The 26,372-nt window shown below is 40.3% G+C and carries 22 protein-coding genes and 3 tRNA genes; 14 read left to right on the top strand and 11 right to left on the bottom strand.

Going from position 1 to position 26,372, the window contains the following annotated elements:
* The first annotated feature begins 3 nt into the window (after window positions 1-3).
* The 5 genes from M2408_RS18625 to M2408_RS18605 all read left to right on the top strand — a co-directional run bounded on the left by M2408_RS18625 (window position 4) and on the right by M2408_RS18605 (window position 4,147).
* Window positions 4-525: a glucosaminidase domain-containing protein gene (locus M2408_RS18625; protein WP_259185014.1), complete on the top strand. Its 522-nt coding sequence runs from the start codon at window positions 4-6 to the stop codon at window positions 523-525.
* Between the two features lie 15 nt (window positions 526-540).
* A complete protein-coding gene (locus tag M2408_RS18620; RefSeq protein WP_259185006.1) occupies window positions 541-1,374 on the top strand; it encodes a glucosaminidase domain-containing protein in 834 nt (277 codons plus the stop codon).
* Window positions 1,375-1,435: 61 nt separating this feature from the next.
* Entirely contained in the window at window positions 1,436-2,197 is a 762-nt protein-coding gene (locus tag M2408_RS18615; protein WP_259184995.1) for a hypothetical protein, read from the top strand.
* 22 nt (window positions 2,198-2,219) lie between these two features.
* Window positions 2,220-3,281, top strand: coding sequence for a DUF3078 domain-containing protein (locus M2408_RS18610; protein WP_259184993.1), 1,062 nt, complete (start codon window positions 2,220-2,222; stop codon window positions 3,279-3,281).
* Window positions 3,281-4,147, top strand: coding sequence for an N-acetylmuramoyl-L-alanine amidase (locus M2408_RS18605; protein ID WP_259184991.1), 867 nt, complete (start codon window positions 3,281-3,283; stop codon window positions 4,145-4,147). The genes M2408_RS18610 and M2408_RS18605 overlap by 1 nt, the downstream gene beginning before the upstream one ends.
* Window positions 4,148-4,330: 183 nt before the next feature.
* Here M2408_RS18605 and M2408_RS18600 read toward each other — a convergent pair whose 3' ends face one another.
* From M2408_RS18600 to M2408_RS18575, 6 genes are all read right to left on the bottom strand, one after another.
* Window positions 4,331-6,046 carry a sodium:solute symporter gene (locus M2408_RS18600; RefSeq protein ID WP_259184983.1) on the bottom strand — a complete coding sequence of 572 codons (1,716 nt, stop codon included), beginning with the start codon at window positions 6,044-6,046 and terminating at the stop codon, window positions 4,331-4,333.
* Window positions 6,047-6,143: 97 nt separating this feature from the next.
* Entirely contained in the window at window positions 6,144-6,353 is a 210-nt protein-coding gene (locus M2408_RS18595) for a hypothetical protein (RefSeq protein WP_259184981.1), read from the bottom strand.
* Window positions 6,354-6,362: 9 nt separating this feature from the next.
* Window positions 6,363-8,816 (bottom strand): PIG-L family deacetylase, encoded by a 2,454-nt coding sequence (locus tag M2408_RS18590; RefSeq protein WP_259184979.1) that lies wholly within the window; start codon window positions 8,814-8,816, stop codon window positions 6,363-6,365.
* 392 nt (window positions 8,817-9,208) lie between these two features.
* Window positions 9,209-9,463 carry a DUF6952 family protein gene (locus M2408_RS18585; RefSeq protein WP_077436919.1) on the bottom strand — a complete coding sequence of 85 codons (255 nt, stop codon included), beginning with the start codon at window positions 9,461-9,463 and terminating at the stop codon, window positions 9,209-9,211.
* Complete coding sequence (locus M2408_RS18580; RefSeq protein WP_223584017.1) at window positions 9,444-9,758, bottom strand: co-chaperone YbbN; 315 nt, start codon at window positions 9,756-9,758, stop codon at window positions 9,444-9,446. Before M2408_RS18580 ends, M2408_RS18585 begins: the two co-directional genes overlap by 20 nt.
* An 85-nt stretch (window positions 9,759-9,843) precedes the next feature.
* Window positions 9,844-10,476, bottom strand: coding sequence for a peroxiredoxin (locus M2408_RS18575; RefSeq protein WP_259184961.1), 633 nt, complete (start codon window positions 10,474-10,476; stop codon window positions 9,844-9,846).
* A gap of 287 nt (window positions 10,477-10,763) precedes the next feature.
* Between M2408_RS18575 and M2408_RS18570 the strand changes: the two genes are divergently transcribed.
* Window positions 10,764-10,844: transfer RNA gene (locus tag M2408_RS18570), tRNA-Tyr, on the top strand.
* Window positions 10,845-11,118: 274 nt separating this feature from the next.
* Here the strand turns inward: M2408_RS18570 and M2408_RS18565 are convergent.
* Window positions 11,119-11,937, bottom strand: coding sequence for a PoNi-like cognate immunity protein (locus M2408_RS18565; RefSeq protein WP_259184959.1), 819 nt, complete (start codon window positions 11,935-11,937; stop codon window positions 11,119-11,121).
* A gap of 301 nt (window positions 11,938-12,238) precedes the next feature.
* Here M2408_RS18565 and M2408_RS18560 point away from each other — a divergent pair.
* Window positions 12,239-12,310: transfer RNA gene (locus M2408_RS18560), tRNA-Arg, on the top strand.
* Window positions 12,311-12,739: 429 nt separating this feature from the next.
* Complete coding sequence (locus tag M2408_RS18555; protein WP_259184949.1) at window positions 12,740-13,483, top strand: phosphatase PAP2 family protein; 744 nt, start codon at window positions 12,740-12,742, stop codon at window positions 13,481-13,483.
* Between the two features lie 174 nt (window positions 13,484-13,657).
* On the opposite strand, the gene M2408_RS18550 is transcribed toward M2408_RS18555, so the two are convergent.
* Window positions 13,658-14,845 (bottom strand): MFS transporter, encoded by a 1,188-nt coding sequence (locus M2408_RS18550; protein ID WP_259184947.1) that lies wholly within the window; start codon window positions 14,843-14,845, stop codon window positions 13,658-13,660.
* 498 nt (window positions 14,846-15,343) lie between these two features.
* On the opposite strand from M2408_RS18550, the gene M2408_RS18545 reads away from it, so the two are divergent.
* The 4 genes from M2408_RS18545 to M2408_RS18530 all read left to right on the top strand — a co-directional run bounded on the left by M2408_RS18545 (window position 15,344) and on the right by M2408_RS18530 (window position 20,070).
* Window positions 15,344-18,547: a S41 family peptidase gene (locus tag M2408_RS18545; RefSeq protein ID WP_259184945.1), complete on the top strand. Its 3,204-nt coding sequence runs from the start codon at window positions 15,344-15,346 to the stop codon at window positions 18,545-18,547.
* A gap of 283 nt (window positions 18,548-18,830) precedes the next feature.
* Window positions 18,831-19,691 carry a hypothetical protein gene (locus M2408_RS18540; protein WP_259184935.1) on the top strand — a complete coding sequence of 287 codons (861 nt, stop codon included), beginning with the start codon at window positions 18,831-18,833 and terminating at the stop codon, window positions 19,689-19,691.
* 116 nt (window positions 19,692-19,807) lie between these two features.
* Window positions 19,808-19,939: a hypothetical protein gene (locus M2408_RS18535; RefSeq protein WP_259184923.1), complete on the top strand. Its 132-nt coding sequence runs from the start codon at window positions 19,808-19,810 to the stop codon at window positions 19,937-19,939.
* A gap of 58 nt (window positions 19,940-19,997) precedes the next feature.
* Window positions 19,998-20,070, top strand: a tRNA-Lys gene (locus M2408_RS18530).
* Between the two features lie 355 nt (window positions 20,071-20,425).
* Here M2408_RS18530 and M2408_RS18525 read toward each other — a convergent pair.
* A complete protein-coding gene (locus M2408_RS18525) occupies window positions 20,426-21,670 on the bottom strand; it encodes a hypothetical protein (protein ID WP_259184922.1) in 1,245 nt (414 codons plus the stop codon).
* Between the two features lie 125 nt (window positions 21,671-21,795).
* Between M2408_RS18525 and M2408_RS18520 the strand changes: the two genes are divergently transcribed.
* Window positions 21,796-22,452, top strand: coding sequence for a hypothetical protein (locus M2408_RS18520; RefSeq protein ID WP_259184920.1), 657 nt, complete (start codon window positions 21,796-21,798; stop codon window positions 22,450-22,452).
* A gap of 103 nt (window positions 22,453-22,555) precedes the next feature.
* Window positions 22,556-23,020 (top strand): response regulator, encoded by a 465-nt coding sequence (locus tag M2408_RS18515; protein WP_120261335.1) that lies wholly within the window; start codon window positions 22,556-22,558, stop codon window positions 23,018-23,020.
* Between the two features lie 27 nt (window positions 23,021-23,047).
* Here M2408_RS18515 and M2408_RS18510 read toward each other — a convergent pair whose 3' ends face one another.
* Window positions 23,048-24,133, bottom strand: a complete 1,086-nt coding sequence (locus M2408_RS18510; RefSeq protein ID WP_259184915.1) for a hybrid sensor histidine kinase/response regulator — start codon at window positions 24,131-24,133, stop codon at window positions 23,048-23,050.
* An 80-nt stretch (window positions 24,134-24,213) separates the two neighbouring features.
* On the bottom strand, window positions 24,214-26,364 hold the full coding sequence (locus tag M2408_RS18505) for a 7TM diverse intracellular signaling domain-containing protein (RefSeq protein ID WP_259184909.1): 2,151 nt from the start codon (window positions 26,362-26,364) through the stop codon (window positions 24,214-24,216).
* Window positions 26,365-26,372 lie beyond the last annotated feature (8 nt).

Here is a 26,372-nt window from a genome sequence, read left to right as displayed (position 1 = left end):
TTCATGAATTTAAAACAATTAAAAAGCTTTGTACTGGTACTGGCTTTAGCAACTTTTGGTACAGCAAAAGTTTCAGCTCAAAGTGCGGCATATGTCGATAAGTACAGTCCAATAGCAAAAGAAATGATGGAGGAACACGGAGTTCCAGCATCGGTTATCTTAGCCATCGCTATGCATGAAAGCGGAAATGGTGGCAGCAGGATAGCAAAGAATTTGAATAACCATTTTGGTGTCAAAGGAAAGAACAGAAGTACCGTTATTCGGTCAGCTTACAAAGGTTATAGGTCTGTATTAGACTCATATGATGACTTTGTAGGAATAGTAAAAAGAAAGAAGACTACTCAAAGCCTTTTTGAAAAACATCCAGGAGAAAAATATGAAGCTTGGGTAAAGGCGATAGCTCGTTCGGGATACTCTACGAGTAGAGACTGGACTGCGAAAGTACTTAAAACGATCAAACTATATCATCTTGATATGTTTGATAACGATTCCAAGCAAAATAAATTCTCGTCAACAAAGAAATAAGCACGATATTATTGCATGAAGAAGTTTTTTTATGGCATGATTGTATTCATGATGTTGATTACATCATGTTCAAGCCGGAGAGGCACCTTATCGTCCTCTAAATCCGGATCCAATTCAAAAACTTCTTCATCTTCTTCCGTAGGCCGACCCACCATGGCTGGAAATGACTACATTGCTCAATATAAAGATATAGCAATTGCAGAAATGAACAAATATGGTATTCCGGCCAGCATTAAGCTCGCTCAGGCTCTGTTGGAGTCTGGCAATGGCAATAGCTACCTAGCACGTGAAGCAAATAATCATTTCGGTATTAAGTGCGGCGGCGTATGGAAAGGTAAATCCGTGACTCGTCCCGACGATAATATTAATGATTGTTTTCGTGTATATGACAATCCTCAACAATCGTTTAGGGATCACTCCGAGTTTCTGCTACGCCCCCGTTATTCGGCTTTGTTTAAGTTGGATAAGGATGATTACAAGGGTTGGGCTAAGGGGCTGAAGGCTGCAGGATATGCAACCAATCCCCGCTATCCAGATCTATTGATAGAAATGATAGAACGATATCATCTTGATCAATATGACCGAAGAGAGACTCCTAAGGAGAAAGTCGTGCGTGAAGAGGTTGTAAAAGAAGAAATCGTTCAGCATGTTCAGGAGACCCCTCCTGCTGCCGTGAAGACCGAGGAGATCAAAAGCCCTGTAGCGATGCGTATTCACGAGGTGAAAGCGCAGGAAACCCTCTATTCGCTTAGCAAGCTCTATAATGTCTCTGTCGAGCAGATCAAATCATTAAATGGCCTTACAGATGAAGCATTGTCCCTAGGACAACTATTGGTTATATCTAAATAGTTACGCTTTAAAAGATGTTAAATATTTCAGTTTTGTATGGCGATATAGTAGTTTTACGAAAGTGAAACTAATACGCTATATTTTTCTGTTTGTAGCCATACTAGGCAGTGCCCCTCTACTTTTTTGTCAGGAAAAGAAAGTTGAAGGGATCGTATTTGACAAAAAAACCAAACAACGTATCGGAAATGTGAAACTTGCCAATCTAAGGACGGGAGAGGTATTCTATAATAATATTAAAGGTGAATTTGACTTTTCTGCCCGGATAGGTGATCAGATTGTTGCAATGAGCAAGGAATATTTTTCAGATACCCTTGCTGTTGACAATAAGGGATTATTGTTGTTTCATTTAATTCGGGAGTCTATCTATATTGATGAGGTGCAGGTATCGGCACGAAAGAACCCGGAAGAAATTCTTAAAAAAGCAAAAGAAGATTATGAGAAGGCCTACCGGCTGGCCGGATATGGTGATGTATTTTCGGTGGGGCCTACTGGGGCAGGGCTGAGCATCAACTCTATTTATAGCCTATTTAGTAAAGAGGCAAAAAGGGCGCGTAGACTCACTAAAACCATAGAAAACGATTATAAGGAAAATGTAATTGATTATAAATTTACGAAAGAACTTATTGGTAAGGTCACGGGGCTCAATTTTGAGGAGTCGGAACGATTTAGGAGAATATTTAGACCATCCTATTTTTTCATTTTGGCAGCAAGCGATTACGAAGTAACAAATTACATCAAAGATTGCTATTCCCGTTATCGAATGAACCCTTCTCAATATTTTATTGAGCCTTTTCCAACAATTAATTATAAATTAGTACCGTAAACAAAAAATAGACGTTTTCAGAATGAAGTTATTCAATTTTGTCGGCATGGCTTTGCTTTGCCTTTCTTTTACAAGTATAAAGGCACAGGATCTGAAAGATCTTAGAGCAAAACCAGATACCGTAATTTCTGTACAAAAAGAGCAACCTTTAAATATCAAAACCATTCGTCCCGTGGTACCCAAGCTCAATCTTGAGGTCGATTACTGGAAGCATTGGACAAAGTTTGGGATCAATCTAAACCAGGCATCCTTTAATGATAACTGGAAAGGTGGCGGTGTTGGATCTATTGCTGTTGGCCTCAACGCCAACCACAAATCAGATTATACCCGTGACAACTTTAATTTTGTGACAGAAGTTGATCTCCGTTACGGTAAGATCAAGAATAATAACAATATTGCGAAAAAGAACAATGACCGTATATTTTGGGATAACAAGTTATCTTATAAATTGTCTGCAAATTGGGCCTTGTTTACATCGGTTACTTTCGAGTCACAATTTGATGCGGGATACAAGTACACAACCAAAAATGGTAAGGATACAATAGACTATATTGAAAATGCGTTTATGGCGCCAGCTTATTTGACCGAGTCTTTCGGTCTTGAGTATAAGCCGAGCAATGAGTTTTCTTTACGTTTTGGTACGGGTACTGCACGGCAGACCTTTATTTTGGATGAGCGTGTAAAACCTCGTTCGATAGATGGCTTTTACGATAAATATGGATATTATCTATTGCCAAATATGAGCCAGCCTGAGAGCGATAATAATAAACGCAAGGGTACAGGAGAGCGGTTTGGTGTCAAAGAAGATCGCTCTTTCTCGAATGCATTGGCATTCCAGCTAACAGGTAACTTGGATAAGAACTTTACGGATAAACTGAATGTGAAAGCACGTTATAATCTATTTGCTGATTACGAGAAAATTTCAGATCCAACGCATCGACTTGATGTCACAATAACAGCGAAAGTAACTCGGGTAATCAATGTCAATCTAAACGGGATTATGATCTATGATCCGGATGTTATTTCAAGAGTTCAATTGAGCCAGTCATTGGCTATGGGAATAGTTTATAGTTTACCAAAATAATGTTTAGACCAGTGTCAATTGGGATCATACTTGCTGTTTTTATGTCTTTGGCGGGCTGTAAGTCCAAGGGACAAGCTGCTGTGGCCAAACCATTAGTAGCGTCTTTTGCGCCTGCGGTTGTACTGGAGGAAAAAGTTGTGGCCAAACCCGACACCAATCTATTGACACCCCAGGAGAGAAAGGTCATCTTCTTACAAAAGACAGGGACTCACCCCTATTGGCGCCAAGCAGAAGCCATTCACTATGATGTTCGCAAACCAAATTTTGTCATTATCCACCATACAGCACAAGATAGTGTTGGTCAGACGATAAAAACGTTCCAGATCCCACGCACCAAGGTTAGTTCACATTATGTGATTGGTCGAAATGGTGAGATTATTCAGATGTTGAATGATTATGTAAGATCGTGGCATGCCGGTGTGGCTAAGTGGGGGGCCATTGTGGACATGAACTCTTGTTCTATTGGGATTGAATTGGACAATAATGGTAGAGAACCCTTCCCAGATGCTCAGATCAATTCGTTGATGACCGTTTTAGATACATTAAAATCACGATACCTGATACCTGACAATAATTTTATTGGTCATGCAGACATCGCTCCAGCACGAAAGAATGATCCTAGCGTTTTCTTCCCATGGAAGAAGCTTGCGAGCAGAGGATTTGGTATCTGGTATGATGAGGGTCAACTGATTGCCCCACCTGATAGTTTTAATGCTATTGATGCGCTTAAAATCATTGGGTATGATACATCTAACCTAAAGGCAGCTATTGTTGCATTTAAGCGTAAATTTATTGTACGGGATACAACACCCGAGCTGACCATATATGATAAGAGCGTACTTTACAATATTTATAAGAAATACTAATGATGCTAAATAGGATATTGGCATCTCTCAGTCTATAAAAACGAAAAGGTCAAATTCTCTACGAATTTGGCCTTTTCGTTTTTATAGTTACGGGGATAAAGAGAAGACCTCTCCAAATTAAATACAACCTCGTAATCAGGCATCTTATTTGCGAGTAAGCCACTTTATTTTTCCGGATTGTTTCTATTGTGTATTGCTTGTCTTTGTTATAGCAGAATTATTTCTGAGCGAAAGCTGTATAAAATATGCAATTATCATGACGGCCAGACAGCCAATGAGATTCAGCCAGAGAAAAGGAATTTTGTCTAGGTACCAGATGCCGACGACAAAGATTTCAGAGAGGATCGCTGCGATGAAAACAGCCTTTCCCTGAATTTTTTTCATATAGAAAGCAACGATAAATATGCCTAGGATTGTTCCATAAAATAAAGAACCCAAGATATTCACAGCCTCTAACAGATTGCCCAGCTTGTTAGCATATAGCGCAATGACGACGGTAAAGATGCCCCAGACTAAGGTAAATATGCGTGACCAGAGGAGATCCTGTTTTTCGGTTGCGTTGCGGTTTATAAACCGTTTGTAGATATCTATGGTTGTCGTTGAAGCCAGTGAGTTTATCGCACTGGCCGTAGAGCCCATAGATGCCAGAAAAATAACAGCGATCAGTAAACCGATCAGACCTTTCGGAAAGGCTTTGGTTACAAACGAAAGGAAAACATAGTTATTGTCGTTTGTCTCAGCTGCTGGGTTATTTTTCTTGATAAGTGTCAGCGTACTGTCTTTTACTTGCTGCATCTGTGTATTCAGTCTGTGCAACGCTGAGCGGGAGGCCTCTATGTTCCCCTGATCATCCTGATCCAGTGCCGTACTGAGGCCATTGACGAGAGATTCGCGTTGTTGGAATAGCAGGATGTGTTTTTGTTCAAGCTCTTGATAGGAAGCTGCATATTGACTTTCTTTCAGCTTCTGTACTTCGACCTGGTTAAAGAATATCGGTGGTTGGTGGTATTGATAATAGGTAAATACCAAGACTCCGATCAGTAGAATGGCAAATTGCATCGGGATCTTTAGAAGCCCGTTCATAATCAGGCCCATCCTGCTTTCCCTTATAGAAGATCCAGTTAGATAACGTCCTACTTGGCTCTGGTCAGTACCAAAATAAGAAAGCTGCAGGAAAAATCCTCCGATCAGCCCAGTCCACAAGGTATAATTATTATTCAGGTCAAATGTGAAGTCCAGGGCATTGGTTTTACCCGATTTGCCGGCGATATGAAGAGCTTTCGAAAGACCAATGTCCGCCGGAAGAAGGTGGATGACAAGCATTCCCGCAATAAGCAGCGAGCCGAATATTATGCTCATTTGGAGCAACTGCGTATGGGATACCGCTTTTGTACCACCGTATGTGGTGTAGATAACCACAAAGCTTCCAATGACCAGTGTTGTTAAGGTCAGATCAATATGGAGAATCGTTGAGATGATGAGCGATGGTGCAAAAATGGTAATACCAGTGGAAATACCCCGTTGGATCAAAAAAAGTAATGCTGTGAGCCCCCGAGTCTTGACATCGAAACGTTTCTCAAGAAATTCGTAGGCTGTGAAAACTTTAAGTCTGTGAAATATTGGGATAAAGGTAATACAGAGTACAATCATGGCCAATGGGAGACCAAAATAAAACTGTACAAAACTCATTCCCGAAGAATACGCTAATCCGGGAGCAGACAAAAAAGTAATGGCGCTCGCTTGAGTAGCCATTACCGAAAGTCCGACATGGTACCAGGGCAAAGAACGATTGCCCAAAAGATAACCATCAATATTTTTGATCCCTCTACTTTTATAGATGCCGTAAGCGACAATCGATAAAAGTGTTAGCAATAGAACAGCCCAATCTACTGTACTCATGAATAATGTTTCGTAAAAAAGTACAGAAAAAGGATAAATATAAATAGCCAGATAACGACCATCCAATAGTAGCGTTTCCAGCTATTCATCCTGTATTTTATCTGTCTGAAGGCTTTTGAGGATAGATAACACTGTTAAAAAACGCAGCGATAATCAATCCAATAACCGCACCGCCAATGATGCTTAAAAATGTCTCATTTGCAGCGAAGCCAATTAATGCACCAAATACTACAGCGACTAAAAGGATGATCCCTTTTGCTTTGCCAGCATCTATCGTTGTGCAGTTGTTGTCAATCTGATTTTCCATTGTGATATTTTATTTTGATTTTGATAACAAATTTACAAATAATCTGTAAGCTCCGGGAATTCCCGCAGGTAATTGTCTAAAAAAAGATAGCGATGTATAGACAAATTTTCCTTTCCCGTAGTCCGTAATCAATAATGATCCCTTATGCAAAGGCTCACCAGGATCCTGTATGGCGATTGGTGTACGGTATCTCTTGTCGATATTTTCAGCGAAATACAATCCCCTCTCCTGTACCCAATTGTCAAAGTCTGCTTTTGTAATTTTATTGGGATAATTGAAAACCGGATCTTTTTCGTCAAAATGAACATCGGCAAGTTCATCGGTAATCCGACTCCTTCCAAGACTAAAAGCATACGGGCCAAAATTTTTCGAAACCAAGCCATTGCTTACGTTGTATTGCTCGAGGACAGTTCCGCCGTTATTGACATAATCCAATAGTCTATTTTGAATCTGTGCGATATCTTTATTGACATTAAAGATCCTTACGCCCAAGATGACCGCATCATAGCCTGAGAGATCACTTTTTAATAGCTGTTCGCTTGTGAGCACATCCACTTTGATGCCAATTGCACTGAGCGATTCCGGAATCAGATCTCCAGCGCCATGGATATAGGCTACTTTTTTAACCTCATTGTTTAGATTGATATTGCTCATTTTTATAGCAACATCAGGGAAATAGACAATCTCAGGAATATGGTTATAACCTATAGTTTTTATCTCTTTTAGTCTATCCTTTTGATTGACTTGAAAAAGCAGTGTATCAATGGATGAAACAGTAGCATCTAAGGGGCTTATGGTGATCTCTTTAGAGAGATTGTTAACGCCGGAGGCAAACTGGAGTTCAAATGAAGCGGGAGATATTTCCCAGCCTTTTGCTCCAATAGTCTTTACATTAAATGATTGTGCCGGATCCTGTCCATTTTTTTGGAACAGCAAGTTTATTTTGACAGATTGGGTATTTTGAGTCAAAGCCAGTGGGCTGGAACTCTTTGCTGTGAGCTGTGGGAGGACAACTATTGGATTATAGATTTCGCCGCGAACGGGGTCAGTATATTTATATTGTATATTCTGGTCAAATGCGATTGCAGTACCATTGATCAATAATTCAAAGCGTACTTTTGGATTATTGGGGTTTTCGGGATAACCGGTGAGATTGAAATCACTGACATTAAATTTTCCTTTGGCGTGAGGCTCATGTAGCCAATAAGGCTGTGTTGAATTTGTTGCACTAATGGTGGTAGCATCTTTTAAAATAAGGTTGTTGACAAGGTTTTTATGGATCTCTTTGCCATTTAGCTTAGCCAATTGTACGGTAACATCTGGACGTCTTGCAATAATGGCATTGTCGACATTGATCTGATCACCTACCGCATAATCAGGATTTTTTGCGATACTTTCAAACCAAATTCCAGCACAGGCTAAGATTAATTTCTCTACCTCCTTTTTCTTCTCGTTTTTCCAGTACGTATCATTGATCTGATCCAGGGCTTTATAGACCTGGATCAGATTGGGTAGAGCCGATTCAGGCTTGTCCATTTGGTAGTTCTGATTGGCTTTTGCGATAAGTGACTGTACTGTTCCGCTATTTGGGACCCTTTTCCAGGAAGTATCTATTCCTTCCAGTGGAGAGGTTTTTGCGGGAGTACCATCGACATACTCAAAATACTCGATAGAAGAACCACGTTGAGCAGCAGATCCGAAGCCTTGGCTTTTGTGGGAAGAACGGCTATGCGCGGCAATTTCACCGTAGGAAGCACCTATCAGCGCATTGTAGTTCCCGATTTCCACCTTCAGCTGATCTTCGCTCGTGTTGTCCTGTCCGCCGAAATTAAAAGTATTCCAAAGGAGACGTTTCGCCTGCCATGGTTTTACGTATTGAAGCTGCTCTGGAAACTGTTTGGGATCGGCTGCGGCTTTGAAAGCTTCGTGTGCCAACATCGCAGAGGCCTGGTGGTGACCATGTCCGCCTCTGGCATCGGGAGGAAACCTTGTTATGATGACGTCAGGTCTGAATTTTCGGATCAACCATACTGCTTCGGCGAGCACCCGTTGTTTGTCCCAGAAGGCAAACGTTTCTTCGGGCGTTTTGGAAAACCCAAAATCATACGCAGAGGAAAAAAATTGTTCCCCTTTGTCGATCTTTCGTGCGGCAAGAAGTTCTTGCGTACGGATCAGTCCCAGTTCGATGCCCTGTTCGGTACCGATGAGATTTTGCCCTCCGTCACCACGGGTTAGGGATAAGTAGCCTGTTCTATATTTTTTCTCCTGGGCCAGCCAAGCGATCAGACGGGTGTTTTCGTCGTCGGGATGTGCTGCAAAGTACAGTACAGAGCCTAAAACATTCAGTTTTTCTAGGTTAAGCTTAATCTCGGCGGCATTCCACTGCGGATTTTGCGCTTGTACAGTCGATTTTGACAGCATACTAGCCAATAGAATAATGACGGAAAGAAAGGGTTTTCGCATGCTTAAAGATAAAAATTTCATCCAAAACCGCATCGTTATACATTGTAATTTTAATGTATATTATTCGCGATAAAGTAGGTGAAACCCCGCGAAAATAAAGGAGTTAACTTTAAATACGGACAAAAACAAAAAACGGAAATTCCAACCAAGTTGAAATTTCCGTTTAACAATTAAAATATTTTTTCCTGAAACGAATTTTTAGAGAATAGTTATTTTGTCGCTTCGCTCCAAGTGGCAACCTTTAACATAGTAAATATATGTAGAAAATATTTAGTTCTGTCGGATTCCTTCAATTAGTTTTCCACATTGCTAAATTTTATCAACAATTTAGCTTTTGGGGAACTAAAAATATGAAAAGAAAGTTTCACTTCAGGGTGTTTGATCAAGCAAAATTATTTGTCAATTGCTCCTAAAACACGTTTCATGAACATATTTAAGGCATCTTTTTTCGAATTGCCTTCTTTTATCAATTTATCAACCTCTACTGCTCCGTATAGGTTAGAAATTAATTCACCGATCACGTCGAGTTCTTCATCTTTCAATGGAGCTTCAGTAAGAGCTTCCAATGTCTCGATGGTCTCCAATACATAGTCGACATCATTCTGTTCGATGAATTCTGTAAGATGTTTAATTACCGGCAGCTTCATTGAATAATTCTACTAATGCGTCCAACTTATTTGTTTGTACTTGATTCACCAATTTACCGTTTTTAAATGCAGCAAATGTAGGCAGGTTATTGACGTTCGCCAATTTGCGTGATTCAGGAAATTTCTCTGCATCAGCGATGATAAAAGGAACACTCTCATTTTCGCCAGACAATTTCTTGAATTTTGGTTTCATGATTTTGCAATTACCACACCAGGTAGCAGCATACTGAACCATCACAATATCGTTATTGTTTACAATTTCTTGTAAATTATCGTTTTCTAATTCTTGTAACATGATTTTATTATTAAGGTGATTGATGGAGAAATCAACAGGAGCCGGGATAAAGGCCCCTGTTGATAAGACCTAGGGTCTTTTATTGTTAGTGTTTAGCTAAATAGTCAGCTACACCTTTTCGATCTGCATTCATTGCATCTTTACCTTCTTCCCAGTTTGCAGGACATACTTCGCCAAATTTTTGTACGTGAGCGTAAGCGTCGATCAGGCGTAAATATTCTTTTACGTTACGGCCCAAAGGCATATCGTTTACAGACTCGTGGAATACACGGCCAGTTTCGTCGATCAAATAAGTAGCTCTGTAAGTAACAGCAGATCCTTGTGCTAATGTACCGTACTCAGGATGCTCAACTTCTTGAACGTCCAAGATACCCAATACGCTAGATAAGTTGCGGTTAGTATCAGCTAAAATAGGATATTCAACACCTTCGATACCGCCATTATCTTTTGCAGTGTTTAACCAAGCAAAGTGAACTTCGTTTGTGTCGCAAGAAGCACCGATTAAGATTGTGTTGCGTTTTTCAAATTCAGTAGCAGCCTCTTGGAAAGCATGTAATTCTGTAGGACATACAAAAGTGAAATCTTTTGGATACCAGAATAAAATTACTTTTTTACCTTCTTTAACTGCTTTTTCGAAAATGTTGATCTGCAAATTGTCGCCTAAATAATCGATTGCATCTACCGTAATGCTTGGAAAACTTTTACCTGTGAAACTCATAATATATCTTTCTTTTTTTGTTGTCACAAAGATAAGGCAACTCCGATCAAAAAGCGAATTGATTTTACCAATACACTATCATCAAAATCTATTATGACTAGAATATAACAATAAGTTTTTATTATATTAATATGTGGTTGATGATGTATTTATACGGGATCTGGGGTGTCTCGAAAAAATAAAACAATTCATACTGGGGTAGTTACAGATTAATGCATCAAAATAGTTGCACAAGTGCTATGCAAAACCTACTTTTGCGACGTTCTATTTAAAAATAGCGCAATGCTGGAGGGGTTCCAGAGCGGTCAAATGGGACGGACTGTAAATCCGTTGCTTCGGCTTCGAAGGTTCGAATCCTTCTCCCTCCACATTTTTTTCCTTTATAAAATTCACTTTAAATTTTCCTGTCAAATAGTTGAGCACATTGCACCGATTGCAATCTGTTTAAGATAGCTGCTTTGGCCTGTTGTGCTTGTGTTTTGTTGAAGCTATCGCAGATTTATCCGGCGTTATTCCAAGGCTACCTTATGGCTTTGTTCAATTGGCCTGTTGTGTCTTGTTTAGGTGGAGCTATTAAAGTTATTCGTCTAGCCCATACCCTTTGAAATGAATACAAGCGATGTAGCTCCGACCAAGGTTAGTCTATGCTGTTGTCCAATGAACCATATCGTATGGGTAATAAGGATTATCTTTAATGCTGTCGTCATCTAGTTCCAGTATTTTGACCAAGGCCGCCAGTTCCCAGGCCCAATAGCCAATATGAAATTCCATTTTATGACGTCTATAGGCTGCCTGAAGAGTTTCTTTACAATAGAAATGATTTTCTAAAGTGTCCTTTATGATCGCTTGGGCTTCCTGCTTTGAGGTTGATCTTAATATCGCCGATAATCTTTGTATATACGTTTCTTTTGGGAATTGGAGGGTTTCCGCAATGGGATGAGATGGATATTGAACATGAATTAGACTATCTAAAATAAAATCTGCATACCCCTCTTCGATATAACGTTCGGAAATCTTTTCAAATACATCTTTATCTATATTCAACAAGATTCCTATTGCCAATATTTTTGAACTAGACTGATAACCGCCATTCAATAAATCCTTATTGATGCAATTTTGGTAATAGACAATATATTTTAGGTAGAAGCGCTGCCAATTCACGTCAATAGGCTCCCCCATGCTGTACCAGATTGAAGGCATGTTATATAGGCCCTCGCTGAGTCCTTTGCTCCAATTTTTTATCCCTATTTTATTGTTATTATTTTTTGCTTCGATGTATCCATTTAACAACCATTCGGCAGTAGGTTTGATCCGCTCCAAAAAGTTGTAAAAATAGAGTGGATCTCTATGTTTATCTCTCGCTGTTAAATTTTTGATGGCATCGGGGGGAGTCTCAACGATCTGTTCATCTTCCACTGTTGGACGATTTTTTTTGCCAAATAAATTATTAAAGAATCCCATAATATGATATTTGTTCCTAATATAAAGATTGTGATCGATAGGAGAAACCGATTATATTTCGTGGTTCAGTTTTTTATAGGTCCTGGTTCCGAATTGTATATCTTGGTTCCTCCGCCAGATTAATCCTTCGCTGTCTCCATGATCTGGTGTGTACTGTTGTGCAATGATAGTGGGGGCATTGTTGAACATCATCCTCGAGCTATTTTTTTCTTAATGATGGAGGCCTACAAAAAATATAGGATGGATTTTCATCTAGCTATTGACTTATTTATAAAATAAACCTAAGTTTGGCTTTTGAAAGGGCCCCGTAGTTCAACGGATAGAATAGATGTTTCCTAAACATTTGATAGCAGTTCGATTCTGCTCGGGGCTACATAGGGAGAAGTGATAGTATTGATGTCGCTTTTCAATTGCAGGAGAAATACGATAAAAGGTATTTCTCCTGTTTTATTTTAAGACATAATCGTCTTCGCTATTTTGTATAGCTATTCTTCTCATCAGACAGTTCGTCTCCTGTCAGAAGTATTGACTCTTTCTTTTTGAAAATAAAATATACAATTTGGATTTTTTGAGATAGAATACTATCGGAATAATCTAATATTTAATTGCTGTATATTAAAAGAGAAATATATCTTTTGGCATTGATCATCAATAAACTCATTATGTCATTAATTCTGTAACATTTCCAGACTTTTGTCATAATATTTTCAGTATTAGTAAAAATTGTGTTAATTTAAATTTTATTACAAATTAATGACTTACTAATATTCGGCAGCTAAATTTGTCCGATAAAGCCTGTGAAATGATAAAAGTGATTCAGAATCAATTTAAAAGGATATATAATACCAATCGTGCCTTTTTCATTACCTTCGGTATATGGTTTATACTGATTGCCTCTATACTACTTCTTTTTACGAAGAGAGAATCATTTCAGTTTATTAATAGTCATCATTCCCTAAGTGCAGATATTCTCATGACATTGAACACATATGTTGGGGATGGGATCTGTATTATAGCCCTGGCTGTTGTGTTTTGCTTTCTGAAAAAATGGAATTTCGCCAAGGGAATTTTTGGAACTTATGTTTTTTCGGGCTTGGTGTGCTGTGTTTTGAAAAGTATATTTCATGCAGAGCGTCCGGCAGCGATGTTTAAAGGGGACCAGACATTCCATGTTGTCTCTTGGTTACCTGTGGCCTACGCCAATTCCTTCCCATCGGGGCATACGACTTCTGCATTTGCTATGGCGGCGACTGTTGCCATTATTTCCAAGGACAAAAGAATAGGTTTGTTCTGTTTTGTTCTAGCTGCGCTAACGGGCTATTCCAGAATTTATTTGGGGCAGCATTTTCTTGAAGATGTAGCGTTTGGATCGCTATTGGGCGTGGGAACTACCTGTATTTATTTTATTCTTATGCCGATGATTTCATTCAATAAACGTCCGGTATCCAATTTTAAATTCCCTCAAATCAAATGGATGGGAGCAGTCCTTCCGGTCATGATAGACAGAAATAGGCCAAAGCACGAAGACCATAGCAAACATGGCTAAGCACGAATTTTGCTGCGTTTCCTTAAATAACGATAACCTTCCAACCATGCCAAACATGGCTAAGCCGAAGCAGGCGAAAGTACAGCAGGGAACGGGGGTAAGATTCCCACGAAATAGTGGCGATCAAAGACAGCTATACACACTAAGAATACCTGTCTAAGGCCAATAAAGGTGCTAATTGGACTGCGTTTCCTTAAATAGGGATAGCCTTCCGACCATGCCAAACATGAGTAAGCCGAAGCAGGCGAAAACACCGTAAGAATAACGGAGACTAAAGACCTCTGCGATATAACCGATCAGTGGCGGCCCCATTAGAAAACCAAGATAGCTAATGCTGGAAACCATGGCCAATGCCACGCCCGATGGTACATTTTTGTTTTGGCCAGCGATACTATAGATAGACGGTACATTACAGGCAACACCGATCCCCACAAGCATAAAAGCAAGGGTACATACAATAAATTGAGGAAAAACGACTGAGGTCATCATGCCCACAAACATCAAGATTCCACTATATTGTAAGGTTCTTTTGCGTCCCAGTTTGCGAATTACACCATCACCTACAAAACGGCCTATAGCCATCATGATCATAAAAGAAGCATAGCCCACGACAACGAATTTTTCGGGAGCGTGTACAATTTCCTTAAAGTATACCCCGCTCCAGTCAAACATGGCACCCTCGGTCGCCATACTGAAAAATCCAATGATGCCCAGTTGCAAAAGGCTTCCCTCCGGTTTGGAAAAGAAACTCCGCTTTTCTTTCTGCGGCGATTTTCCCGGAACGAGATGCCGCTGATTAATCAATGTATTGGCGGTGACGAAAGCCAATATGATCAAGAAATGGGGTAGCGTATCCAGGCCAAGGTTCATAGTCAGCAGTCCAACGAGTGCTCCTGTAAAACCAGCAATACTCCAGGCACCATGGAAAGAAGTCATAATGGACTTTTTATAGATCTGCTCTGTAGATACCCCCTGTGTATTGACCGAAATATTGCACATATTACCTGTTACACCAAACAGAAAGAGAATAGCACCCAATTGCCAGGCATTTTGGGCAAAAGCGATGGAGCACAAGACCAATGCATAAGCAATCGGTACAATACTTAGGACTTTGGCGCTACCATATTTGGTAACCAACTTCCCGGAAAGAGCCATTGTCGCCAGTTGTCCCACAGGAAGCATCAATAGGATTGTTCCCAGCTGTCCTTCGCTCAAATGGAGGCGCTCCTTGATGACAGGAATGCGGCTGGCCCAGGATGCGAAAGCAATACCCTGACAAAAAAAGAAAAGTGATACTGCAATCCGTATGCGATTGCGCTTGTTGTAAAGATCTTCCTCTGAGAGAGTTAGCGTTGCGTCCATAGTATTTGATTTGAGCGTGCAAAGTTACGGATAAGTATTTCATTTTACGACAGGATCAATAAAGAAATTTCGCGGCCCAGTCTCAACAGAAAAAGATCGTTAAGCTGAGCGAGCGTGTAATCGGCAATTAAAATCAAGTGATAATTGTCTTCACGAGCAACTCTAATTATCTTCTTGCGTTCAGCTCACTGTGCCGGAAGGTTACGCTAATTATCTTCGTCTATATGTTGAGATAAATTAGTTTGATTTAAGTGGTTTATTATCAGTATTCTATGTGTCGTCTGTGCCTGATTCGACTTTGCTTATCGCGACTATGATCAGATATCAATGTTGAAGGCTCTCCCCTGCCTTACATTAAATATACGAAGATGTTCAAACAAGACCTATTAACATCGGGTTAAATTCAATAAAAATGTAAAATTCGCAATACTTCCATGATTTTTCAATAAGCTATTCTATTTTTGTTAAAGGCAAACAATTATTAGCCTCCTAGATATAATGATAAAAAAACTGCTTTTGAGTGCAGTTCTGGCCTCTGGTGGAACTGCTTATGTTGTTGCGCAACAACCGACATTCTTGTCTCATCCCGCGTTGACACCCGATGGGAAGGAGATGGTATTCAGTTATGAAGGTGATCTTTGGAAAGTAGCAAGCCAAGGTGGAGTTGCTGTCCGGCTTACAGGTATGGAAGGTAATGAGATCAATCCCCGTATCTCCCCAGATGGCAAATGGTTAGCATTCTCGGCCAATCAAAACGGGAATATGGATGTCTATGTCATGCCCTTAGCGGGTGGAGACATCCGTCAATTGACTGCGCATGACGCCTCGGATGAAGTGGATAGCTGGAGCTGGGACAGTAAAACACTCTATTTTACTTCGACACGTTATAATCGTATGGGAGGTTACCAGGTCTCAGTAGATGGCGGTACGGCAACACGCTTATTTCCACATTTTTTTAATTACATCAGCGGGATTGTTCCCACACCATCGGGAGAGCTTCTGTTCAACGATAGCTGGGAAGGATATAGTTCGGCAAACCGCAAGCGCTATAAAGGAGCATTCAATCCAGATATCCGTTCCTATAATCCCAAAACAAAAGCCTTTCAACAATATACAGACTACGTTGGAAAAGACCTATGGCCTACGATAGACCAAAAAGGAACGATATACTACGTCTCGGATGAAAATAATGGAGAATACAACCTATATCAGCTTAACGGCAAGACCAAAACAGCGCTGACAAGTTTTCCTGAATCCATTAAACGACCCTTTGTGTCAGCAAACGGCGATAAGATCGTATTTGAAAAGGGCTATCAGCTCTATATTTACGATGTCAATGGAAAGAAAACAGTACAACCCAATATTGCTTTAAACCGCAATCAGGTCCTCGGTAAGCTAAAGGAGTTCAATATTTCGGGTAGCATCAGTAATTTTGATGTCTCGCCTGATGGCAAAAAAATAGCTTTTGTATCCCGAGGAGAGCTTTTTGTTTCCGATAGCGAGGGCAAGTTTGTCCGTCAGATGTCCGGGCAGGGAGAGCGCGTCATGGAGGTAAAATGGCTTAAGGATAGCAAAACCTTACTCTATAGTCAAACATTCCAAGGCTATCAAAATTGGTTTTCCCGCACCGCTGATGGAAAAGGCGAAGTGAAACAGCTGACCCAAGATCTTCGCAACAACCGTGATGTTACCTTTAATGCCGATCGTACTAAAGCGGTATACCTAAGTGGCCGTGATGAGGTGCGTACGTTGGATCTAGGTAGTCTAAAGAGCCAGCCCGTAGTCAAAGACGAAATCTGGGGATTCCAAAATTCTTCGCCCTCATTTTCGCCCGACGGCAATTATTTGTTATTTACCGCAATGCGTAATTTTGAGCAGGATATCTTTGTCCATAACCTCAAGAGTGGACAAACGACCAACCTGACCAATACCGGTGTGTCCGAGACTAGCCCCTATTGGTCGCCAGATGGCAAGTATATTTATTTTGCGAGTAATAGAACAAAGCCCTCATACCCTACCGGAATGCAAAATTCGAGCATCTTCCGTATGGCGCTGACCAATTTTGACCAACCTTATCGCAGTACAAAGTTTGATGAATTATTTGCTCAACCGACCGTAAAAAAAGATTCGGTCGCAAATAAGCCGACAGCGCCTAAAAAAGAAAACGATGCCAAGGATAAGAGCAAGGCCAATGCGGATAAGAATAAATCGGCAGCTCCTAGTCCAGAACCAAAGAAAACGGTCCTGGTACAGCTTGACCTTGAGGGGTTGCGGGATCGTATTGAGCAAGTCAGCCCTGCATTTGGGACACAATATAGCCCTTTGGTGATCCAAAAGGCAGACAAGACCTATGTCTTCTATGGGTCTGACCACGAAGGAAAATTCAGTGCTTACCGTACAGTATATGAACCATTCACTGCTCCAAAAACAGAAAAAGTTATTGAGGGTGGAATGGGACAGATACAGGAATCGGCAGGCAAGTATTTTGTACTTCAACGCAGTATCATACAGAAATATAGCCTGGAGGGAAACAAGCTCGATGCAATAACCATGAGCTATAAATTTAATAAGGATCTGGAGAAAGAGTTTAACCAGATGTTTTATGAGACCTGGGCCAATCTGGAGGAGAATTTTTATGATAGCAACTTCCATGGTGTAGACTGGACCGCAACCAAAAAGAAATACGAAAAATACCTGCCCGGCATCAACGACCGGAATGACCTGCGTATTCTCCTGAATGATATGTTGGGCGAGCTGAACTCATCACACCTGGGATTCAGTTCAATGGGAGCTGAAGAACGTAAACCATTCGGCTTTGTGACCAACGAAATCGGCGTGGAATATGATAGCCAGAACCCTTATAAGATTAGTCGCATTGTGACCAATGGACCGGCGGCAAAGAAAGAGGTGGATATCAAAGAAGGAGATGTGTTGGTCGCTGTCAATGGTGTTAAATTGAATACTGCGGCAGATCGAGACAGCTATTTTACGTGGCCATCATTAGAAGAGGAAATTCAGCTGACTTTGAGCCGTAATGGAAAAGAGGTTCAAACGAATGTACGACCGGCTTCCAGTACAGCTTTTAGGGAATTGATTTACGATGAATGGATCAGGGATAACCGCAGCCGTGTGGACAAACTGAGTGACAATAAGATTGCTTATTCGCACATGAAGAATATGTCGGGCGGCGAATTGCAACGTTTTCTCATCGATATGGCCGAGCAGGAAAATAACAAGCAGGGCATCATCTTAGACTTACGTTATAATACCGGTGGAAATGTGCATGATGAGGTATTGCGCTTTTTGTCGCAGCGCCCTTACCTACAATGGCAATACCGTGGTGGGAGGCGTGCTCCGCAAAGTAATTTTGCGCCTGCAGCCAAACCGATTGTTCTGTTGATCAATGAGCAATCGCTGAGTGATGCGGAGATGACCGCTGCAGGGTTCAAAGCACTGAAACTGGGTAAAATTATCGGTAATGAAACCTACCGCTGGATTATTTTTACCTCTGGAAAAGGATTAGTTGATGGCTCTTTTTACCGCTTACCTTCCTGGGGATGTTATACCCTAGATGGTCAGGATTTGGAGCAGACAGGTGTCGCACCGGATATTTTTGTAAAAAATACAGTGCAAGACCGTATGGAAAATAAAGATCCGCAGCTTGAGCGTGCAGTGAAAGAAATCTTAACTGATCTCAAATAGTGCTGTAACAAGATTAAATGACGACAGGCGGGGGCTACCCCCTCCAGGTATAGCAAGGACTATGTCAAAAGTCGATTTCGAAAAATCGCTTCCAAAGTTGATTTGAAAGCGATAATAAATATTGTGAACAGGCTGTGTCCGACCTTTTTCCGGACGTAGCCTGTTTTTTTATTTTTACTTGTATTCCCCGATTAGCTCTTTACAAATATTTAAAATTATTTTATTCCGCCATTGTGAAATCTTGAATTTTTGTGCATCCCTTACCAAACATAAAGACATAGACATGGAAAAGATCATATTACAAGTAAAAGAATCCTGCGCAGCAGATTGGGGTAAAATGACAGCACAGGAACAGGGACGCTTTTGTAGCAAGTGTGAAAAGGTAGTCGTTGATTTCTCGGAGATGAGCGATCAGGAAATTGTCGATCAGATCAAAAAATCCAATAAAGGGCTTTGTGGCCGATTTTATGAAGATCAGCTATTACGTGAACTAGATGCCAGTGTTTCCTTTGCAAAAAATCCGGTTTGGCGCAATAGGTGGAGCGGTATTGCTGCAGGATTGATGTTGATTGGTTCATTGAGTTTCCATATTGCACAGGCGCAGACTGCCACGATAGTTCAAGGGACTACCGCACAATCAAAAGAAAAAGGTGTAAAACCCGCCGGAAAACAAATAAAGCCAAACGATCATGGTATTAGCAGAACAATGGGAGAAGTGATTGTGGTACAATCAAAAGAAAAGGATGCAGGTAAATCTGCTGGGAAAAAAATAGACTCAAACCATCGTGTTAATAACAAGCAGGTGTCATCTGGTCAGGATAGCAGTAAGGTAAAGATCGCCGGAAAAATTGTATGCGCTTCTGGTGGGGACAGTATGATGGGTACCAATGTGACCATAGGGAATTACCATACGCAGGCTGATGAAAAAGGTAATTTTGAACTTTGGGTACCGCAATCGCTACTGAACAAGAATCAGGAACTTCGGGCAGAAAAGATCGGTTATCGAACTGTTGTTATCCCATTGAAAAAGGGAGCTAAAACAGCGATAAATAAGCCAATTGAGATGGAGGTTAGACCGATGATCATGGGAAAGATAGCTGCTCCTATGAGGTCTGAGGACATTCCCACGATGAATAAATATTAGTGTATGCCGATTTCTACCTCCATTTGTTCACGAAAATTTTAAACCCGTTAATATTTTTTTCTGTTGACGATAAACAGGCTTTTTTAGAAGCTTATCAGAAGATATCGGGTGTGTATATGTCGAATCTAGACTTCGCAGAGGAGGTTTTTGAGAGTTATCACATGTCATATGAAATTGTGGAACCGCTGTATGAAGGAACTTCTAAAGCGATCGAAGCAATGGCACAAAAGATGAAAGGTAAAGAATAAAAATATACCTTTATACTTGACTTTCTCTTTGGTGAATCTTACATTTGATTTGTCGAATGACTTCGTAGCTCAGTTGGTAGAGCAACAGACTCTTAATCTGTGGGTCCTGAGTTCGAGCCTCAGCGGGGTCACTATCTAAAAAAAGCCATTTTACGCAAGTAGGAAGGCTTTTTTTGTTCATTGGAAAATTATCGCTTTCTTTTTCTATACTGCAAAAAATAATAGGCTAATAGATTGCTGGACAGCATGGGCGATGCACCCAAAATAAATGGGGCGCCGGGAAAATGTATTGGCGCGTCGCCCTGGCTGAAATAGTGAAATGTCTGCGTCATCATCAAGGGACCAAAGATTGCCGCAAGGCTGATAACACTATTCAATCCGCTTTTAAAGTGAAGAGGATAAATTTTTTCAAAAATAGTGAATCTACAGCAGCAGGGGAATCTATTCAAATGTTGCCGACATAACTATTCAGTCTTTGATTAAGTTCTAATGAGGTAATATGGCTGCATTATGGATCTCAAATGATTTGATAAGTCCAGACCCCTGAAAAGAAACTCGAACACCAATAATCTTCCCGATTCCTGCAGGAAACAATCCCTGATAGACAAGTTTCTCATTCAGTTCTATCTTAATTTTTCCCGATTTCGATACGCATTTGACTGATACAGGTGAAGAGAAGTCGACTCCAAAAGCAGATAGATTGTGGGAGGCGCCGTCTAATAATTGTTCTCCAATCCACAATCGGAGTTCACCGACACAGCCTGGTTTGGAGAGTGGAATCATAATTATTCCATCCGTTCCTAAGAGTGTTATTCCGCTTTGTTGGCAAGGAGCATTAAGTTGCCAATATGTATTCTGAATGGCTAGGGATAAAGTGAAATTTTTACTGTCGATATTCCATCCTCTGGAAACCTGTGTTAATACAAATTCTGGTATTTCGGAATTGTAGTTATTGGTATTTTGTGGTATATCCTGTTGCTTCAGACCCTGCCAGTCTCCATGATCAATCATTTCCTTGGGCAGATACATTGGGACAGGTTCCTTCGTTATGAAGCCCATCCAATCTTCGGATTCTATAAAAATATCATGCTCTTTGACAATAGAGTCATTGAGGACTAATTTTGCCCGGTAATATCCCGGACGGTAATAGGTACTGGCGTGTTCATGACGGTTTTTATCGACTTTTATCCTTCTTTTTGAATCCCAGTTTTGTTGAATAAAGACACTGTCTGCATTGGAATGACTTGCATCGTACTCGAATATGACAGTATTGGGTACCCCTGTCGTCACAGGTTTACTACTAAAGCTGATTTTACGATAGGATAATTCATTCTTTGATTTTCCTTGAAATCTATTGATCCCTATCAGAAATCCTGTTAATATTAACAGGATAAGGCAGCCATATACTATTTTAGCATGAGGTCTTCTCTTGAGCTCCTCTTTATTGTTTTGATCAGCGATGGGGATGGAAGATGTTAGTGTGCGCCAATTGGGGAATCCCGAAAATTTGGCTAAAGCATCTAGTGTGCTTAAATTGGGATTGCTATTGTATTGTACCTTTCCCCAGATTCTTTTGAGGGTGCTTGTGCTGAGGACAACATTGGTTTGCTTATAAATCAATTCACTCAGGTTATCAAAATCCTGCGATTGCCAACCTACGCTACTTCCCCACCCGACTTTTTCTTCGATGAGCTCTTTACATTTGTTGATATGGTATTGATTTTCAGCCATATTTAATCACGATTAAACTTGCACAGATTTGAACAAGCTATGAATTCAGGATATATCCATTGTGAACTATCTTTATCAAAGTATATTTTGCAATGCCTAATATAAACATCAAATCTTTTAACAATATGATTAAATTTAAAATTACATGCTGCTTGTGTTTACTCTTTTCTTTGCTGTCTATAGCATCAGGACAGGAGCCCGTCAAAACAAATTTATCTTTGGATGATTTATATCCGGTCAACAGGACAGTGACCGTAGAAAAGGACAGTACAGGGACACCTGTCGTCCATATTAATGGTCGGCCCAATGCTGGTATCGCATGGATAAAAGATAGTTCTTTTAAAAATGGTTATATCGAATTCGATGTCAAAGGAAAAGACCTGTTGCAACAGAGCTTTGTGGGGATAGCATTTCACGGAGTTAATGATACAACTTATGAAGCCGTATATTTCCGGCCATTTAATTTTTATGCAAAGGATCCGATAAGAAAGAAACATGCGGTGCAGTATATCGCGCTACCAACAAATGACTGGCCCTATCTGAGAAAGCAGTTCCCCGATAAATACGAAGCGCCCATAACATCTGTGGTGGACCCTAACGATTGGTTTCATGTAACGCTCCTTGTAATCGGACAAACGATCAAAATTTATTTTAATTCGGATACTACCCCAGTACTTGAGGTTCAATCCTTACATGGAAACTCTGATGGAAAAGTGGGATTTTGGACAGGGCATACATCGGATGGGGGCTTTAAAAACCTAACGATTACTGCTGAAAATTAAAAGGATGAAGCTATCGACATAAGTAATAATCACATAAAACTACTTTCTTGTTACTTAATCCGGAAGATTTATTCCGTAAATTTGTACAGGAGGCAACGAGCTTATGAAAAATAAGAAGATTTCGATATTGTATGTTGACGATGAGGAGAATAACCTGTTTTCCTTTAAAGCAACATTTCGATTAAAATATAAGGTGTTTACGGCCATCAGTGGTGCCGAAGCGATAGAACTTGTCAAAAATAACCCCATTGATATCATTATCACTGATCAGCGGATGCCTGAAATGACAGGCGTAGAATTTTTGGAAGAAGTCATAAAAATTGATGCGGCTCCAATGCGCATCCTTTTAACGGGGTATGCCGATATGGCTGCAGTGGTCGATGCCGTTAATAAGGGAAAGATATTTCATTACCTCAATAAACCTTGGAGTGAGAAGGAGCTCGATGAAACAATTCAACGTGCTTATGAAGTGTATACTGAACGGCAAAAAATAATTGAAACGAATGCCCAGCTCGAAACGTCCAATGATCAATTGGAGTTTATGCTACGGCAAAAGCTGCTATCCTAAAAATGCTGTTTTTTAGGATAGCAAATCTTATTTGCTCGGTATCCTAACTGTAAATGTTGTTCCTGTATTTGGTGGCGATTGCACATCGATTGAACCCTGTAGCTTAAGCAGGGCGTTCTGTACATTGTATAAGCCAAATCCCATTCCTTTGGCCTGGTCACTGCCTCTAAAAAATAACTTGAAAATATCGCTGATATGTTCGGGCGAAATTCCAATACCATTATCCCTCACAACAATGATCGCTTGTTGGTCAGATACGTCAACCGATAATTTGACAAATGGATTTGTCTGTTCTTTTTGCTGATATTTGAAAGCATTGGACAGCAGATTGTGCAAGATTAATTCTAGGATCGCTTTATCGCAATGAAATGGTTCTTTCTGCTCCACTCGGATATCAAATGTTACATCCTTATTTTGTGTGTACATTTTATAGAACTGTCTAACATTGTCAAAAAGCTCATCAAAATTAATTTCAGACAACATAAGTTCGCCTCTTCGCAAGAGGTAATAATCCCGCAAGCTATCGATGTAGGCATCTAGACTAACCAATGAACTATCCATCAAGGTAAGCAACTCGTGGATGCGGTCTATACTGTTAAATTCTAATCCTAGTTTTACAGCAGAGAGTACACCTGTCAACGGGTCACGTAAATCATGACTCACACTATAGGCAAATTTATCAAGCTCATCGTATGCTTTCTGCAATTCTTGGTTCTTTGTCTCCAATAGTGAATTTGCGACATAAAATTTATTTGCCTCTTCTATCGCGGAGATAATTTCTTCACCCATCCAGGGTTTGCGAACGAACCGAAATATATGGCCCTTATTGATCGCATCTATGACCGTATCCATGTCAGCATAGGCGGTCAATAGAATACGGATTGGCTTCGGATAATCTTTTTTGATGCGGTGGAGAAAATCTATTCCCAATTCCCCGGGCATACGTTGATCACAAAAGATCACACGGATATCCGGATTGGAAAGAAGTATTTTTTCGGCTTCGGCTGTATTTGATGCGGTATGAATGACATAGTCGTATCTAAAATTTGCTTTAAAACCAACCAAGTTATTTGCTTCATCATCAATATATAATATTTCAATCTCCGTCTGCATAATTTTTATAATCTGGTTTATCTTCCCAAAATGAACGAAATTAATGATAATTTATCGAACTATTCGGGTTTACTTTGGCATCAATTTGTTTGTTGTATGGGAATGTGTAATGTAAAAGCTGTTCCCTCTCCTACCTCTGATTCTACAATAATCCTACCATGATGTTTTGCAATGGTATTATAGGCAATAGACATACCTAATCCTGTTCCTTCACCTACATCTTTTGTCGTGAAAAAGGGTTCAAAAATCCGGTCTCTAATGCTTTCTGGGATGCCAATACCGTTGTCTGCTATTTTAACATAAATAGCAGATTGATCAGCTGTAAGACCCGTTTCAATACTTAGTTTCCCACCGCTGTTGCCACCAAATTTTTTGTCTATGGCATACACCGCATTAGTGATAATATTCAGAAATACCTGATTCAGTTTTCCGGCATGACATTCTATTCTTGGTAGATTACCAAGATGTTTTTCTACTTCGATCGAATTGTTTATCAGACTGTTAAGTATGATCATGGTGGACGTTAGACCTTCATTGATATCCGCAAATTTTAAGGTGTCTTCGTCGACACGAGAAAAAATACGTAAACTTTTTACAATTTCAGCTGTTCGATGAGCTCCTTCGTCCATTCCTTTCAATAGATAATCGACTTCGGTCTTTAGGTATCCGATATCCAAATCATCTTTAAATTTTTTGATCTGTAACTGTTTTTCGCTATCGGAAAGGTCTGTATTAAATGCAATACGTTCGACTTCGTCCAATGTTTCCCAGATCATCTTGATATCGCGTTTCAATGGAGCGACATTGGAAGTGACAAAGTTGATCGGATTGTTAATCTCGTGGGCTACTCCCGCTGTCAGCTGCCCCAAAGAAGCCATTTTTTCGGATTCGACAAGCTGTGACTGGGCTTCTTTCAGGTGTAATAGTGTTGTTTGCAGTGACTCATTGGATTCCTTCAATTCATGTGTCCGCTCATCTACCTTTTGTTCTAATACCGTATTCTGCTCGCGGATAAGTTGCTCATTTTCCAAAGAGATAGCCAATTCTCGTTGTTGGGACTCTTCTTTTTCCTGTTTAAGTATATTGATACTGTATGCCAGACCGAATGAAAGTAAAGCCATTTCGATAACTGAGGCGATTTGTACCGAATTGCTCGTAAAGTTGTTGTAGTCTAATATTCCATAGTCTTTTAACAAAAACACTACAGATCCCAATAATAGTACTGTCCACCCATAGACAAAGTATTTCGCTGGGCTATAGCCGCTGATCATGATGCGGTAGGATAGATAGAGGACAAACAAAGAGCCTATACCGGTGGTCACTTGCATCACAAAAAATGCTACCTGCGTCAGATTAATCAATGCGAGGATGGTACCAAGGGCAAATAATACGATAAAGATCGTGACTATCCGTTTTGATCGAGGAGCATTCTTCTCTAATTGGAGAAATGAACCTGCGAAGAGCAAGGCACTAAGTCCAGACAAACAGCCGAAAATAATCGGACCTTTGGTCGCAAAATATGGCCAGTTCGGCCATAAATATTGAAAACTATAGCCTTTGATACCCATTTGGGTGATTCCTGCACAAACAACATATAGGACATAATAGAGGTAGCCCTTGTCCCGGACAGAAAAAAACAGAAAAAGGTTGTATATCGCCATAATAAACACAATACCAATATAAATGCCACTAAGGAGGCTATCGTTATTCATCTGCGCCATAAATTTGCGTTCGCTACTGAGGTAGATCGGCAATATGATTTGCTCAACACTTTTAATACGGAGAAAAAGGACTTTTTCTGACTGACAGTGCAGATGAATATCAAATACATAATTGGGGACTTTGTATTTTCTTATTGAGAAATTTTGGTGCTCTCCCAGTCTAATGGATTGATATGTACCATTCTCGTTAGGACTATACAATTCAATCTCATCCAATAATGGATAGGCGATCTCTAAAAGAAGATCTAAATCTTGTTTGGTATTATTTTTAACAGGCAGGCGTAACCAGATGGCATCGGGGGATGTCCCTAGGTTAGGCACCTCACTGTTCAGCGGTTGAAAGGCTGATGAAGACGAAACTGTTGAAAAATCTGAGGGTTCGGGACCTGTATAGCGCTCGAGCATATGACCAATCAACAACCGTTGCCCAGATTGATCAATAGTGAGCTGCGCGCGTGATGGCAGGCATGCGAAAATAAAAAGACAGATCAGGAAAAACCAGCGCTTCATCTTTAGGA

Source organism: Sphingobacterium sp. BIGb0165 (assembly GCF_024810095.1).
GTDB classification, from domain to species: Bacteria; Bacteroidota; Bacteroidia; order Sphingobacteriales; family Sphingobacteriaceae; genus Sphingobacterium; species Sphingobacterium detergens.
This window is presented reverse-complemented; position numbering and strand designations above follow the sequence as displayed.

Bases quoted from the DNA above. Each gene is read 5' to 3' on its own strand.
- M2408_RS18610 (WP_259184993.1), top strand. From the start codon at position 2,220: ATGAAGTTATTCAATTTTGTCGGCATGGCTTTGCTTTGCCTTTCTTTT.
- M2408_RS18580 (WP_223584017.1), bottom strand. From the start codon at position 9,758: ATGTTACAAGAATTAGAAAACGATAATTTACAAGAAATTGTAAACAAT.
- M2408_RS18540 (WP_259184935.1), top strand. From the start codon at position 18,831: ATGGAAAAGATCATATTACAAGTAAAAGAATCCTGCGCAGCAGATTGG.
- M2408_RS18510 (WP_259184915.1), bottom strand. From the start codon at position 24,133: ATGCAGACGGAGATTGAAATATTATATATTGATGATGAAGCAAATAAC.
- M2408_RS18525 (WP_259184922.1), bottom strand. From the start codon at position 21,670: ATGGCTGAAAATCAATACCATATCAACAAATGTAAAGAGCTCATCGAA.
- M2408_RS18625 (WP_259185014.1), top strand. From the start codon at position 4: ATGAATTTAAAACAATTAAAAAGCTTTGTACTGGTACTGGCTTTAGCA.
- M2408_RS18585 (WP_077436919.1), bottom strand. From the start codon at position 9,463: ATGAAGCTGCCGGTAATTAAACATCTTACAGAATTCATCGAACAGAAT.
- M2408_RS18555 (WP_259184949.1), top strand. From the start codon at position 12,740: ATGATAAAAGTGATTCAGAATCAATTTAAAAGGATATATAATACCAAT.
- M2408_RS18595 (WP_259184981.1), bottom strand. From the start codon at position 6,353: ATGGAAAATCAGATTGACAACAACTGCACAACGATAGATGCTGGCAAA.
- M2408_RS18535 (WP_259184923.1), top strand. From the start codon at position 19,808: ATGTCGAATCTAGACTTCGCAGAGGAGGTTTTTGAGAGTTATCACATG.
- M2408_RS18565 (WP_259184959.1), bottom strand. From the start codon at position 11,937: ATGGGATTCTTTAATAATTTATTTGGCAAAAAAAATCGTCCAACAGTG.
- M2408_RS18605 (WP_259184991.1), top strand. From the start codon at position 3,281: ATGTTTAGACCAGTGTCAATTGGGATCATACTTGCTGTTTTTATGTCT.
- M2408_RS18550 (WP_259184947.1), bottom strand. From the start codon at position 14,845: ATGGACGCAACGCTAACTCTCTCAGAGGAAGATCTTTACAACAAGCGC.
- M2408_RS18620 (WP_259185006.1), top strand. From the start codon at position 541: ATGAAGAAGTTTTTTTATGGCATGATTGTATTCATGATGTTGATTACA.
- M2408_RS18575 (WP_259184961.1), bottom strand. From the start codon at position 10,476: ATGAGTTTCACAGGTAAAAGTTTTCCAAGCATTACGGTAGATGCAATC.
- M2408_RS18515 (WP_120261335.1), top strand. From the start codon at position 22,556: ATGAAAAATAAGAAGATTTCGATATTGTATGTTGACGATGAGGAGAAT.
- M2408_RS18505 (WP_259184909.1), bottom strand. From the start codon at position 26,364: ATGAAGCGCTGGTTTTTCCTGATCTGTCTTTTTATTTTCGCATGCCTG.
- M2408_RS18590 (WP_259184979.1), bottom strand. From the start codon at position 8,816: ATGCGAAAACCCTTTCTTTCCGTCATTATTCTATTGGCTAGTATGCTG.
- M2408_RS18545 (WP_259184945.1), top strand. From the start codon at position 15,344: ATGATAAAAAAACTGCTTTTGAGTGCAGTTCTGGCCTCTGGTGGAACT.
- M2408_RS18520 (WP_259184920.1), top strand. From the start codon at position 21,796: ATGATTAAATTTAAAATTACATGCTGCTTGTGTTTACTCTTTTCTTTG.
- M2408_RS18600 (WP_259184983.1), bottom strand. From the start codon at position 6,046: ATGAGTACAGTAGATTGGGCTGTTCTATTGCTAACACTTTTATCGATT.